At 61.6% G+C, this 12725-nt stretch carries 14 protein-coding genes; 10 read left to right on the forward strand and 4 right to left on the reverse strand.

What is annotated here, in order from left to right:
- The first annotated feature begins 18 nt into the window (after positions 1-18).
- The 6 genes from ATN38_RS09405 (at position 19) to ATN38_RS09430 (ending at position 5671) form a co-directional block, all read left to right on the forward strand.
- Positions 19-993 (forward strand): YafY family protein, encoded by a 975-nt coding sequence (locus ATN38_RS09405; protein WP_218747852.1) that lies wholly within the window; start codon positions 19-21, stop codon positions 991-993.
- Positions 994-1115: 122 nt separating this feature from the next.
- On the forward strand, positions 1116-2321 hold the full coding sequence (locus ATN38_RS09410; RefSeq protein WP_042447245.1) for an MFS transporter: 1206 nt from the start codon (positions 1116-1118) through the stop codon (positions 2319-2321).
- A 102-nt stretch (positions 2322-2423) separates the two neighbouring features.
- Positions 2424-3092 carry a FadR/GntR family transcriptional regulator gene (locus tag ATN38_RS09415; protein ID WP_003939850.1) on the forward strand — a complete coding sequence of 223 codons (669 nt, stop codon included), beginning with the start codon at positions 2424-2426 and terminating at the stop codon, positions 3090-3092.
- A 21-nt stretch (positions 3093-3113) separates the two neighbouring features.
- Positions 3114-3542, forward strand: a complete 429-nt coding sequence (locus ATN38_RS09420; RefSeq protein ID WP_225320164.1) for a hypothetical protein — start codon at positions 3114-3116, stop codon at positions 3540-3542.
- 119 nt (positions 3543-3661) lie between these two features.
- Positions 3662-5023: an HNH endonuclease signature motif containing protein gene (locus ATN38_RS09425; RefSeq protein ID WP_218747853.1), complete on the forward strand. Its 1362-nt coding sequence runs from the start codon at positions 3662-3664 to the stop codon at positions 5021-5023.
- Positions 5024-5122: 99 nt separating this feature from the next.
- The gene (locus ATN38_RS09430; protein WP_228401412.1) at positions 5123-5671 is read left to right on the forward strand and encodes an SMI1/KNR4 family protein; all 549 of its coding nucleotides are present in this window, start codon (positions 5123-5125) and stop codon (positions 5669-5671) included.
- Positions 5672-5684: 13 nt separating this feature from the next.
- Here ATN38_RS09430 and ATN38_RS09435 read toward each other — a convergent pair whose 3' ends face one another.
- Complete coding sequence (locus ATN38_RS09435; protein ID WP_030536008.1) at positions 5685-6566, reverse strand: DUF4190 domain-containing protein; 882 nt, start codon at positions 6564-6566, stop codon at positions 5685-5687.
- A gap of 175 nt (positions 6567-6741) precedes the next feature.
- On the opposite strand from ATN38_RS09435, the gene ATN38_RS09440 reads away from it, so the two are divergent.
- The 3 genes from ATN38_RS09440 (at position 6742) to ATN38_RS09450 (ending at position 9570) form a co-directional block, all read left to right on the forward strand.
- Complete coding sequence (locus tag ATN38_RS09440) at positions 6742-7446, forward strand: TetR/AcrR family transcriptional regulator (protein ID WP_064074976.1); 705 nt, start codon at positions 6742-6744, stop codon at positions 7444-7446.
- On the forward strand, positions 7443-8180 hold the full coding sequence (locus ATN38_RS09445) for an SDR family oxidoreductase (RefSeq protein WP_050655985.1): 738 nt from the start codon (positions 7443-7445) through the stop codon (positions 8178-8180). Before ATN38_RS09440 ends, ATN38_RS09445 begins: the two co-directional genes overlap by 4 nt.
- 82 nt (positions 8181-8262) lie before the next feature.
- Positions 8263-9570 (forward strand): serine hydrolase, encoded by a 1308-nt coding sequence (locus ATN38_RS09450; RefSeq protein WP_218747855.1) that lies wholly within the window; start codon positions 8263-8265, stop codon positions 9568-9570.
- 19 nt (positions 9571-9589) lie between these two features.
- Here the strand turns inward: ATN38_RS09450 and ATN38_RS09455 are convergent, their stop codons facing one another.
- The 3 genes from ATN38_RS09455 to ATN38_RS09465 form a co-directional block, all read right to left on the reverse strand.
- Complete coding sequence (locus ATN38_RS09455) at positions 9590-10426, reverse strand: DUF1206 domain-containing protein (RefSeq protein WP_003943056.1); 837 nt, start codon at positions 10424-10426, stop codon at positions 9590-9592.
- A gap of 61 nt (positions 10427-10487) precedes the next feature.
- Positions 10488-10889: a hypothetical protein gene (locus tag ATN38_RS09460; protein ID WP_020971062.1), complete on the reverse strand. Its 402-nt coding sequence runs from the start codon at positions 10887-10889 to the stop codon at positions 10488-10490.
- A gap of 58 nt (positions 10890-10947) precedes the next feature.
- A complete protein-coding gene (locus ATN38_RS09465) occupies positions 10948-11919 on the reverse strand; it encodes a serine/threonine dehydratase (RefSeq protein ID WP_218747857.1) in 972 nt (323 codons plus the stop codon).
- A 167-nt stretch (positions 11920-12086) separates the two neighbouring features.
- Between ATN38_RS09465 and ATN38_RS09470 the strand changes: the two genes are divergently transcribed.
- Positions 12087-12725, forward strand: a complete 639-nt coding sequence (locus ATN38_RS09470) for an NAD(P)-dependent oxidoreductase (protein WP_065351516.1) — start codon at positions 12087-12089, stop codon at positions 12723-12725.

Raw genomic sequence — 12725 nt, forward strand, 5'->3', positions numbered from 1 at the left:
TCGTCGTAGTCTCACCGCATGGCGACCACCACTCGACTCTTGAATCTGCTGTCCCTCTTGCAGACGAGGCGCGACTGGCCGGGCGCTCTACTCGCCGAGCGGCTCGACATCAGCCATCGCACGGTCCGCCGCGATATCGACCGGCTCAGGGAGATGGGTTACCGCATTGCGGCGACCATGGGCCCGGACGGCGGATACCGACTCGACGCCGGCAGCGAGCTGCCACCCCTGCTGTTCGACGACGATCAGGTCATCGCGCTGGCAGTTGCGCTGCAGGCGGCGACGCTGACCGGCGTCGGTATCGAAGAGGATGCGGTTCGAGCGTTGACCACTGTGCGGCAAGTGATGCCGTCGCGTCTGCGCCATCGCCTCGACGCGCTCAGTTTCACCACAATTTCGGCCGGTTCCGGCGACGCAGACTCCGTGTCCCCAGAGGTGCTCGTAGCGATTTCCGCTGCAGTCCGCGCTCGCGAGGTGTTCCGCTTCGATTACTCGAACGACCACTCAACCGACAACAGCGAAATAACACCCCCGCGCCGAGTGGAGCCGCATCATCTGGTGACCTCCAAGCGTCGCTGGTATCTCGTCGCGTGGGATCTCGCGCGAGACGACTGGCGAATCTTCCGCGCCGATCGCATCACCCCACGCACCCCGAACGGTCCCCGGTTCACGCCGAAGGAAATCCCCGGCGGCGACGTCAGCGAATACGTTTCCGCGCGCTTCAAAGGATCGGAACATATCAACAATTGGCCGTGCCACGGCAAGGTCGTTCTCCATCGACCAGCCAGTTATGTTCTTCCCTTTGTCGGGGACGGCATCGTCGAAGATCTTGGCCCCGAGCAGTGCAGTCTCGAAGCCGGATCATGGTCTTGGACGGCGCTGGCAGCCTCCTTCAACCGATTCGACACCGACATCGATGTCGTCGGCCCGGCAGAACTTACCCACGCTTTCGCGCAACTCGCCGCCCGCAACGCCGCGACTGCTGAGAGTTAGTCAGTCGTCTCGAATGAGATCCAGGTCTCCAACGCAACCGTGCGCCCGCGGGTTCGTGATAGCTTTCAAGTCCTCAGAGGACCTGAGGACTTGAAGACCTGAACGAAGGGATGCCCAAGGAGATGAAGAAGGGGCAAGTTGCATTTCTCACCGGCACACACGTCGTGAACGATCTGTACCAGGGGGCTGTGCCTGCGCTGTTGCCGTTCATGATGCTCGAACGCGGATATTCCTATTCCGCGGTCGCCGGAATCACGCTCGCCGCGACCGGACTATCCAGTGTCGTGCAACCTGCATTCGGCATGCTGGTCGATCGAAAGAGCCGAAACTGGCTGGTACCCACAGGTTTTGTGACGGCCGCAGCAGGCATTGTCGTGGCAGCGATGAGCACCACCTACATCGTCACTTGGCTGGCAATTGCCGTGGCCGGCATCGGCATCGCCGCATACCATCCTCCCGCCACAAATTTGGCACGCGCGGCTGGAGGTCATTCACAGAAAGCCATGAGCGTGTTCTCCGTGGGCGGTACGTTGGGCGCCTCGCTGGCGCCACCGTTTGTCACGCTCGTGGTTGGCTCACTCGGTTTGTCCGGCGGCTATCTACTCGCAGTTCCTGCAGTGGTGGCGGCTATTTGGTGGATGGTCGCCCAGTCGCGATCGGCCAACACGGGTGCGGCCGAGTCAGCCCAGTCGTTGAGTGCGCAACTGGCAGCGAACGGTCCCGTGTCAGACGATTGGCGCTCGTTCACACGACTCGTGCTGGTAACGGTCTGTTGGTCAATTCCGTACGTGACCACACTGTCGTTGGTCTCACCGTTCGTGCTCAACGCACTGAACGGATCGTCCTCGAGCGCTGCAATCGTGTTGTCCTCCTTCACATTGGCAGGAGCGGCCGGAACGCTACTGGGAGGAGTCCTCGCGGACCGTCGTGGTCGACGCGCATCCATCCGACTCGGCTACCTGCTTGCGGTACCTTCACTGGCACTGCTCGCTGCCGCCCCGCACGTCGCAGTTGCCGAATTGGGAATCGTCTGTCTCGGATTTGCTATGTTCCTGCCCTTCGCGCCACAGGTGACGTTGGCGCAGGACTACCTACCGAATCGCCCCGGCACAGCAAGTGGGGTGACGCTCGGACTCGCGATGTCCGTGGGGGGCATCGCATCTCCGCTGTTCGGCTACCTGGCAGATCACTTCGGACCGCGCATGGCGATCGGGGCGACAACTGCAGTGCTGTTCGTCGGCGCCGTCATCGCATTCACCTTGCGCGATCGACGACTCGACCCGGAAGACGAGACGGAGCGCGAACTGGACGTCATCGCCCTTCGATAAACCGAAAGACGGCCCCGTAGTCTGAAGATTCATCGGAGGACATGAAGTATTACTCGGTGAGCCGCTCCATTGCGGTTCACCGAGTCAGTCAGGAGCAGTCACATGGCAGTGCGCCAGATCAAGCAGCAGTCGCTGGTACAGAAAGCCGCGGACGAACTTGCGCGCCTCATCGGCGACGGCGAGTGGCCTGTCGGGACCAAAATCCCGAACGAGCAGGATCTGAGCACACTCCTCGGAGTCGGGCGTTCGACCGGCAGAGAGGCCGTTCGCGCACTGATTGCGTCGGGCCAGCTCTACTCGCATCAAGGGTCCGGCACCTACGTCATGTCCTCGACACCGGTCACAGAGCTCGAGAGAGAACTCAAACGCTCGGACCGCCGCGAAGTCTACGAAGTACGCAGACTTCTGGAAGTGGAAGCGGGCCGCCTGGCTGCCATGCGCCGGACTTCCGCCGACGTCGATCTGTTACAGGCAGCACTCGAAGCCCGTGAAAATGCTTCGACACCAACAGAATTTGTCGACGCTGACATGGAACTACATCGCGCCGTGGTGAATGCTGCGCACAACAGCGTGTTGTCGATGGTGTTCGATTCATTCATCGAAACGCTCCGCAACTCGGCCCTCGACGTGATCACCGACGTCGCGGCGCGGGACCCCGAATCGATCGACGACGAAGCCGCTGCCCACCGAGATCTAGTGGAAGCCATCGTCGCGGGTGATGCCGACGCTGCCAGCGCGGCAACGCGCAGGAACATGGACGGGCTCGACTGACCCTCTCTATCGTTGTCAGGCATGACGTCCACATCGCTCCCTCCACGGGGTCTCCGGATCGGTCTGTCCGCCATCGCGTGGCTAAACCTGCTCTCTGCGCTCGTAGGAATGGCGGGCCTGACGATCGGCGGCGGGATGGGCCTGCCTCCTGAGTGGATCGAGGGAACCGTCTTCCCTTCATATTTCTGGCCCGGAATCCTCCTCGGCGTTGTCGTCGGAGGCATCCAGGCCGCCGCGCTCTTCGCTCAGCACAACAGGTTCCGTCTGACGTGGGGCCTGCACGCGGCCGCCGGCCTGACCATGATGATCTGGATCTTCGTCGAGATCGCCATCGTTCTCGCCTGGTCGCCACTGCAGGGCATCTTCTTCACCACCGGACTAGTCCAGACGATCCTCGCCGTTCTCGCACTCGGCGCCTGGCCTCGCCCCTTCCTCCAACGAGTCGAGTAGCGACGGAACCTGTTCTCGAACAATAGAATCACGACGGCCGGGCCCACCTCACCTTCTCGAAAAAGCCTTTGACTCGAAAGTATGTTCGAGTATGATGGGAGGTGGAACGGGGGGTTCTCATGACGATCAACATCACCGACGATGCCGTCACCGACGTGGTCAACAACTCCGCCGTGGGTGTGCGCGGACGATTGTGGCGGCTTCACCCCAGCGACGTCCGCGAGATCGCCATCACCGCGTCAGCGGAAATCCTTCGCCTGGAAGCCATTCGAGTGGCCGCTGTCGACACCCTGACGTTGAACCCGGACGAACAAGTACTCTGCTACCGCGGCACCGGACAATGGCTCGCGAACCACACCATGCTGCAGATCTCCACCGGCAGAAGAATCGCAGCCCTGGGAAAAGCGCTACGGTCGTTTCCCGAGATCGAAGACCAATTCGATGCCGGTGACCTCACTTTCGAGCACGCAGCACTGATCGTGGCGTTCTGCGAATCCCCACCCAAGGCAATGCCCGACGTCGCACTACCGTACTGCCGCGACACACTCCTCGCCGCAGCATCGGGAACCGAAGCAACCACCGTCAAACTGCGCTACGCCATCAGCGTCCTCGAGCACATGTTCGAATCCGACGACCCACCACCAAGCGAAGACACCGACCGCAACGAACTGCGCATCTCCCCCACCCTCAACGGAAGAGTCGCCGTCCGAGGCGATTTCGACGGAGTGACCGGCGAAATGCTTCTCTCCGCCCTCTCCAACCTCTCCATGCCCACCCCCGCCGAAGACGGCACACCCGACAAACGACCCGCCGCCACACGCAACGCAGACGCCATGGCAGAACTCATCCGGCGCTACCTCGACAACGCTGCCACCGGCATTGACGGCGGCCAACGCCCACACCTGAACGTGCACATCAACGCCAAAGACCTGGCCTACCACCGTGAATGCGCCACAACGAGTGATGGCTCAACACCTGCCCCGTCCGAGGACGACGATCCCAGCATGCTCGATCTCGACTTCCACGATCTCGACAAACACGATCTCGATGTCGGCCACATGCCCTGGATGGGACCACTGAGCGTCGGCCGCACCCGCATGATCGCCTGCGACTGCATGCTCTCCAGCGTCCTCCTCGACGAAAACGGTGCCCCACTCGACGTCACCCCACTCAAAAGGCTTGTCACCGCAGCACAACGCACCGCCCTGATCGCCCGCGACAAAGGCTGCGCCTTCCCCGGCTGCGACTGCGTCCCCGCCTGGACCGACGCCCACCACATCAAACACTGGGCCAAAGGAGGACCAACCATCATGGACAACCTGGTCCTGCTCTGCCGAACCCACCACACCCTGATGCACCGAAAACCCGGATTCACCGGCAAATGGGAAATCCGAATGGGCACCGATCACCTGCCATGGTTCATCCCACCACCGGGCATCGACCCCGACCGGAAACCCCGCCGCTCCACCACGCGACTCTGAACCCGGAGGTCACCGAGCAAACGCCTCGGTGACCCATTCCGGCGTGCTTCGATAGCCGGAAAGGGCGGCACGGTATCCCCTATTGCTAGCGTTGAGGGTGTGTTTGCACAGGGAACCAACGCGCTGACGGTAGACGGCCGACCGACGCTCGCGCATATCGATTTTGCCCTTATGGATTCCTATCGATTTCCCGACCGGCAGGGCTTCCCCGATTCATATCGCGCATTCATCAGGCACGCAGGTTGGGCACGGACATTCGGACTCTGGCTCATCTATCCGCCCGTCCTTCCCGGATTTGCGGACGGCTGGCAAGGGCGCGCCCGCAACCTCACCGCCCATCTTCATTCGGTCTACAGAGAAGGACAGGATGACGAGTTCGATTGGATGATCGAACCCGACGGCGATTGGTCACTCCCCGACTCGCTGCAGGTTTTCGGATGGAGCGAAAACGGTGACGCCCTCCTGTGGGACACAGCATCACGCGACACCGACGGAGAGTTTCCGGTTTGGGAATCACGCTCGTTCAACTCTCTCCACCGCCTCGGCGGGAGCATCCACGAAGCACTACCGTCCATTCGCACCCGGGCTATGGGCCTGTTCGGACCTCGCACCTCCGACATCGAGCCACTCCAGCCCACCCAACTCTGACGCGCGACCCAAATTATCGATAGGCCGCGGACACAGCCACGAATACGACACCTACGACGACGACCAGGGACAGATAGCCGAGAACGAGTCCGGCCACTGCCAATCCGCGCCCACTTTCGCCGGAACGGCGAATCTGGTTCAACGACACATGCCCCACTGGAATAGCAAGAACTCCACCGAAGATTCCAAGTACAAGTGCGACGATGGCCAAGGCATTCGTGCCGACCGCTGGTCGCGCTGGATAGCGCGCTGCAAGTTGATCTGCGAGTACCGGAATCCCGTCCGATGTGAAGCCCACTTGTGCAAAAACGGGTTGGCCATCGGCGGTGTAGCCGACCACCCCAGGGAGCGGTGCCGCCACCTGCCTGACAGGCCCGAACGTCGAACGAAGGCTCCTCCCTAACAGCAGCGCCGCGGCCATATACAGCAACAGCCCCGCCACAGATCCGGCTATCCAGGCTCCACGAAACGCCGGCCCGTCGACGTCGAGGATCCTCCCCGCCGCCCTCACACCGGATCCTGCTGCACCGACCGCGATACTCAAATTCACTGCGCCAGGAATAACGGCAAGCATGGCAATGGCACCGACACCAAGCGACAATGCCGGGCCACCGCGTCGCCGCCACGCCAACGAACTCATCAGCGCTGCAAACAAAGTCACAGCGGTGCCCAGAAGCCCAGTCACAAATCCGACAACGACTCCCGTCTCGAAGTCCCCACCTAGATGACGAGCAACCCACTGTGCCCAGGCCCGCGCGAATGGCGGCCCGAGCGTCAGCGAGACAACGACCGTTGCAACCGCAGCGCACGCCACGACACTGATGACCCGCAGAATCCACCCCAGATAACCGGAATGCGAATTATTCTGCGCAACAGTAGTTTCCGAGTCGATCACCAGGATTCCTTCGTTCAGAGTGTGAGAACAGAACGGCTCTAGCTGTCACTCCACACAGAACCGTGGCCGGACCGGCTCACTCATCTGATCAAGTTCTGGCGCCTGTGTCTGTAGTTCGTTCGCACGACCAAACCGGCGATAGCAACGATTACATATTTGTGTTAGCGTTGTTTCCATGGGTTCGAGAGCAAAGATTCTGGCCGCGGCAACCGAGCTGCTCAACACCTCCCCCAACGGCGACATATCCACCCGCGCCGTGTGCGAGATGGCCGGCGTCGGCGCCCCCGCGCTCTACCGTCAGTTCGGCGACAAGGACGGACTGCTCGCAGCCGTCGTCGAGGCGGGCTTCTTCGAATACCTCGAAGGCAAACGGGCTGCGACACCTTCCGATGACCCCGTTGCCGATCTACGGGCCGGCTGGGATGCGCACACCGCCTTCGCGCTCGCGCATCCCGCTCACTACCGCTTGATGCACTCACCTTCCGCCCAGAGCGCCGACACCGCTCTGCAGGCCCAGGCGCTACTTCGATCCGTTCTCGAACGATGCGCTGCGGCAGGTGTTCTGACCGTATCGGTCGACGTGGCTACGCAGATGGTGATGTCCGCCAATGCGGGCGTCGCTCTGATGCTCGTCGTCAGGCCGGAACAGTACCCCGATCCGACGCTGTCACAGCGAGTTCGCGACGGAATCTTCGCGTCCATCATCGACGAATCCGACGCCCACCCGGAAACCTCACTCAACAGAGTTGCATCTACTCTCGACGCCCAACTGGCCGCCGCAGATTCAACTTCTCTCTCCGCCAACGAAGTCGGCCTACTACGAGAGTGGCTTCGCAAGCTGTCCGATGCAACTGAAACCAGTTCAGGAGTTACATCATGACTGACACCACCACCCGCGTCGCCATCGTCACCGGAGCTTCCGGCGGCATCGGGCGAGCGACTGCCGAGAAGCTCGCCGCCGACGGAATGGCTGTCGCCGTGCACTATTCAGGAAACATTCAACGCGCCCAGGAAACAGCTGACGCCATCGTCGCTGCGGGCGGTCGCGCCATAGCGGTGCATGCGGACGTCGCCGACGAAGGTGAAGTCGCCACACTGTTCGATACGGTCGAGGAGGAGTTCGGGGGCATCGACGTCGTCGTCCATGCAGCCGGAATCATGATTCTCTCCACCGTCGCAGAACTGAACTTCGACGATTTCGATCGGATGCATCGGACCAACGTCCGAGGGACCTTCGTGGTCGACCAGCAGGCAGCCAGACGTGTCCGGCGCGGTGGTGCGATCATCAATTTCTCCACCTCCGTGAAGAAGCTGGCTTTTCCGACTTATGCCGCGTACGCCGCCACCAAAGGTGCTGTCGACGCGATCACTCTGGTTCTCGCGAAAGAGCTACGGGGACGCGATATCACGGTCAACGCCGTAGCCCCAGGCCCCACGGCCACCGATCTGTTCCTTGACGGGAAAGACGAAGCTACAGTGGAGAACCTGTCCAAGCTGGCTCCCCTGGAACGCCTCGGCACACCGATGGACATCGCGGAGGCTGTCGCATTTCTCGCCGGCCCAGCTCGTTGGGTCAATGGCCAGGTCATCTACGTCAACGGCGGCGTGATCTAGCGAAACCATCGCCTAAGGACCACACCTTGGCAATTCCGACAAAACAGTCAAACCAGTCGACTTTGGTTGTAATGTGCAAACAATGGATAACCAGGATCGAGGGTCCGCCCGGACGTCACGACGGCAGTTCATCAGCGTTGCAGGGCTGGCGGCAACCGCGGTCATAACCCTCGCGACCTCCTCGACCGCCGGCGCCGCCGGCCCCACTGCACCCAATCCAGGTTCGCGGGTCGGCGATCCTGCTGAAGCCCAAGCGGTGCAACGCGTCGCAGAGACACTGCTGAACAGCGGCGTTCCCGGCCTTGCCTTCGCTATCGTCAAACCGGATGAGAAGAACCGCAAGGCGAGTGTCACCACTACGTACCACTACGGCCAGGCCGACGTCGAAAACGGCGTGAGAGTCACTCCACGAACGCAATTCGAGATCGCCTCGGAGACCAAGACCTTCACCGCTGCACTACTGGCGAAACTGATCTCTCGGGGAGAAGTCGGATTGGACGACCTGGCGAGCAAGTATTCGGATGGCAACCCGCTGCCGAAAGGCATCGGCGGCGAGGAGATCACGCTTCGCCAACTGGTCACCCACCGTTCCGGCCTGAGCGACGACCCGCCCAATCTTTCGGCGGGGTGTGCCGATCCCACACGATCGTGCACGGACGAGAAGGCGAAGTACACCAGAAATATGCTCTGGAAAGGACTCCAAGACGCCGGCGCCTTGGAGTTCGCCCCCGGTAGCCACTGGCTGTACTCGGACTTCGGGTTCGGACTGCTCGGCACATTCATGGCCGACAAAATCATTCCGGGACAAGAGAAGCCACCATTCGCGGCGGCAGTCGCCCGCGAAATCACCGACCCGCTCGGGATGATGGGTACCGTGATCGAGACCAAAGCAACCGACCTTGCCGTTCCGTACCACCTCGACGGCACACGAGCGCCTCTGTGGAACAACACGGGTGCGATCGCAGGAGGGGGTGGGCTGGTCAGCACCGCCGAGGACATGTCGATTTGGGCTGCAACAACTCTCGGCTACGGAAACAACCCGCTCAAACCAGTCCTGACCTCGATGCTCGAGCAGATCGACACGCAAGCTCCGGAGAATCCTGCATTCGGAATGGGAATGGCGTGGCAGCTCCAACCCCCGACGCCGAACTTCCCACAACGGTTCGCCAAGAAAAACGGAGACAGCTCGGGATCCAACTGCATCACCCTGCTGGTTCCCGACAGCGGCTGGTCGATCACGATTCTGGCGAACGGTGGAAATGCGGCGATGATCGACCCTGCAGCCGTGAACCTGATGCATGATCTGGTTCCGAGACGACCCATATTCGGTAGCTCGACGGGAAGTTCGTCGGGCAGCGACGTCGGCTTCCAGACCGGGTCATTCGGATAGGCCCACTTGCCTACAGGCGCTACATCTTCGTCGAGCGCGCCATCACGAAGCAGTAGAGCCCGTAGGTGATGATGCCCAATCCGGCAAGGATCAGCAGCGCCACTCCGTACGGCTGCGCGCCCAGCGTCTTGAACGCTCCGTCGAGTCCGGAGGACTTGCCGGGTTCGGAACTGTTGACCGCAAGAAGAACCAGAATGCCGACTGCAGCGATGGCCAAGCCCTTGGCGACGTACCCGACGGTTCCGAGTCGGCGCACGAAGTTGCTGGGTGTGCCTTTCAGATCATCGAGGAAGTTCTGGCTCGCGCCCTTGTACACGTGGTACACACCAACGGCGATGATCGCGATCCCGCCGATCACCAATGCGATAGTTCCAAGCGTGTTCTCCATCAAACGCGCCGTGATCCCCGCACTCTGACCGCTGCTGGACTTCCCGCTACCGCGGGCGAATCCGAATGCAGTGAACGCAAAACCGAAATAGACGAGCGAAATGCCCAGAGCCTTTGCGCGGTTGAAGAACTCTTTCTTCTTGTCGTCAGAGGACGGCGACGACGAGCTTCCCAACGCAGCTTCGGCCAATCTCCACAACGCCATGGCAAGGAAGGCCACGACGCCGACCCACAGAGCGAAGACACCCCCTGGCTTTCCTGCCAACTCGGCCATCGCACCCGATTGGTCCGCAGACCCGGATCCACCGAGAGCAAGGCGGATCGCGATATATCCGATCAGCAGATGAACCACACCGCTGACGACGAATCCGGCACGGGCAAAGCGCTCGAAGACATTGTTCTGTGCGACGTCAGCCGCCGTGGACGCAACGCTCTTCTGGTCGTGCGGTGACGATTCTTTATTCATCATGATCGTCGAACCATATACGGGCAGACGCTTCCCTCGAACGCCTGCATCAAGTGTTTCGAGATCAAGGGTTTCGAGGGTTCTGATCCGGCGTCGACCGCGGTTCTTCGGGGTTGGGAACCTTGGGGTCGATCGTGTCTGCATGATCTCGTTGCTGGTTCAGTTCCTCGCGAGAACTCGTCGCCTCTTTCCGATGCTGCGCTGCATGATGTTGCAGCGCAGACGCTTCCGCCGCTTTGGCGTCGGCCTCTGCCTGCACCATGCGCGCTTTGGCTGCTGTCTCTTCTGCCCGCGCCTCGCGCTCGCCTACTTGCAGTGACTTGTCTGCGACGTCTTCGCGGATCTGTTCTGCCTCGATGTGACGACGCTCGTCACGCCTGTTTCGCGCCACCCACAGGAGTGCGGCCACGATCGCTATCACCACGACCACGGCAACAATTATCCAGATAATGCTGCTGGTACTCATACTGCGAGAGGTACCCACCTGCGACTTTCTCACACGCAGGCAAACAAATACGCTGAAATTACAGGTCGGTCGGATGTGTGTTGGCTCCGCATAAAACCACGCACAGTTCACCGTCGGACGGCGGCGACACCGTTCCGTTCAGAACCGGAGCCAATGCTGCCGCGGTTCCCAACTCCACCAGAATCCGGAACTCCCGCCACAGGAATGCCCGCGCTTGCCGGATCGAATCATCTTCGACCACAACACTGTCTACCGAACTCTCATGCAGTGTCTCCCAGGCGATGGCACCAATTCGTGTAGCCCCCAACGAGTCTCCGGCGATACTGTTCACTTCGATATCCACCGGACGCCCCGCATCGAGCGAGGTGCGCAAGGTGGCAGCCCCGGTCGGCTCGACGGCTACCACTTGATCTTCGGGACGAGCCGCCGCGACGATTCCAGAGACCAACCCGCCGCCGCCGACTGCAACGCAATACGTGATCGGTCCGGTCGCGTCGTCTTCGAGCTCGAGAGCGATGGTGCCGGCCCCACTGACGATGTCGGGCAGGTCGTAGGCGTGCAGTTCGAGCGCACCGCTGGTGCGTGCGATGTCCGCCGCAGCGGCAGCAGCGAGTGCATACCGGTCGCCTACCTTGTGAACGGTTGCACCCAACTCTCCGAGAGCCTTCACCTTGGCATCAGGCGCTGTCTCCGGCACCACCACTGTGCAGGTGAGTCCTCGTCGCCGCGCTGCCCACGCGGCCCCGATTGCAGCGTTGCCGCCAGACGCGATCACCACGCCGGCATCGGGCATGGTGCCGTCGGCGACCGCTCGTTCCACTGCATTGAGACTGCCGCGCACTTTGAAGGAACCGCCGTGCTGGAGGTACTCGAGCTTGAACAGAACCGGTACCTCACCCTGTGGCGTCGGTAGCGCACTGCGAAAGATCGGAGTACGCCGCGCCAGTCCTGCGATACGAGTCCGCGCAGCTTCGACGTCCGAGCGCTCGATTGCCACTGGGCCTGCATTGTTGTCGGCGGTGAGAGTCATGTACCAACCCTACGGTTCGCAACGTCGACCCGAAGCAGTCGGCCCATCGTCATCATGATGTCTGTTTTTCACCAAGGAATGCCCGCATCTGACCGAGACAATGCACCTCGGGGTGAATAAATTTACTACTACAAGAACAACGACGACATCAAGGAAAGGCACACCCCATGTCGAAGATCGCAGTATTCGGTGGAAACGGTTTTGCAGGAAGCGCAATCGCAAAGGAAGCCGCTTCACGCGGCCACGAGGTAACCGTCGTCGCTCGCAGCGCGCAGTCCGGAACCGACACGAATGTCGTGCAGGGTTCGGTTCACGACAACACGATCGTGGAGCAGATCACGGCAGACAACGACGTCGTTGTCGTTGCCATCCCCGCTCGCGAGATCGACGGCAAGCGCCTGCTCGACGCCGTCACTCCCCTCGCAGATGCCGCCGCACGCAACGGTGCTCGCATTGCCGTAGTCGGTGGCGCCGGCAGCCTGTTGGTCTCCGAGGGCGGGCCACGCGTCGTCGACACCCCCGACTTCCCGGACGCATACAAGGGTGAGGCACTCGCTCACGCCGACGTCCTCGATGCGCTCCGCGCGACCGACAGCAATGTCGACTGGTTCTACGTGAGCCCGGCCGCAGCATTCGGCGCCCATGCCGGCATCGCTCCGAAGGGATCCTTCCAGGTGGGTGGCGACATCCTCCTGACGGACGCCGAGGGCAACTCCGCCATCGCGGGCGAAGACTACGCACACGCTTTTGTCGACGAGATCGAGACTCCGGCACACCGTCGCCAGCGTTTCACCGTCGCACACTGA

Source organism: Rhodococcus sp. FH8 (assembly GCF_019266085.1).
GTDB lineage: Bacteria > Actinomycetota > Actinomycetes > Mycobacteriales > Mycobacteriaceae > Rhodococcus_F > Rhodococcus_F qingshengii.

Excerpts from the sequence above, each read along its gene's own strand:
- ATN38_RS09405 (WP_218747852.1), top strand. The coding sequence starts at position 19 with ATGGCGACCACCACTCGACTCTTGAATCTGCTGTCCCTCTTGCAGACG.
- ATN38_RS09410 (WP_042447245.1), top strand. The coding sequence starts at position 1,116 with ATGAAGAAGGGGCAAGTTGCATTTCTCACCGGCACACACGTCGTGAAC.
- ATN38_RS09415 (WP_003939850.1), top strand. The coding sequence starts at position 2,424 with ATGGCAGTGCGCCAGATCAAGCAGCAGTCGCTGGTACAGAAAGCCGCG.
- ATN38_RS09420 (WP_225320164.1), top strand. The coding sequence starts at position 3,114 with ATGACGTCCACATCGCTCCCTCCACGGGGTCTCCGGATCGGTCTGTCC.
- ATN38_RS09425 (WP_218747853.1), top strand. The coding sequence starts at position 3,662 with ATGACGATCAACATCACCGACGATGCCGTCACCGACGTGGTCAACAAC.
- ATN38_RS09440 (WP_064074976.1), top strand. The coding sequence starts at position 6,742 with ATGGGTTCGAGAGCAAAGATTCTGGCCGCGGCAACCGAGCTGCTCAAC.
- ATN38_RS09445 (WP_050655985.1), top strand. The coding sequence starts at position 7,443 with ATGACTGACACCACCACCCGCGTCGCCATCGTCACCGGAGCTTCCGGC.
- ATN38_RS09450 (WP_218747855.1), top strand. The coding sequence starts at position 8,263 with ATGGATAACCAGGATCGAGGGTCCGCCCGGACGTCACGACGGCAGTTC.
- ATN38_RS09455 (WP_003943056.1), bottom strand. The coding sequence starts at position 10,426 with ATGATGAATAAAGAATCGTCACCGCACGACCAGAAGAGCGTTGCGTCC.
- ATN38_RS09460 (WP_020971062.1), bottom strand. The coding sequence starts at position 10,889 with ATGAGTACCAGCAGCATTATCTGGATAATTGTTGCCGTGGTCGTGGTG.
- ATN38_RS09465 (WP_218747857.1), bottom strand. The coding sequence starts at position 11,919 with ATGACTCTCACCGCCGACAACAATGCAGGCCCAGTGGCAATCGAGCGC.
- ATN38_RS09470 (WP_065351516.1), top strand. The coding sequence starts at position 12,087 with ATGTCGAAGATCGCAGTATTCGGTGGAAACGGTTTTGCAGGAAGCGCA.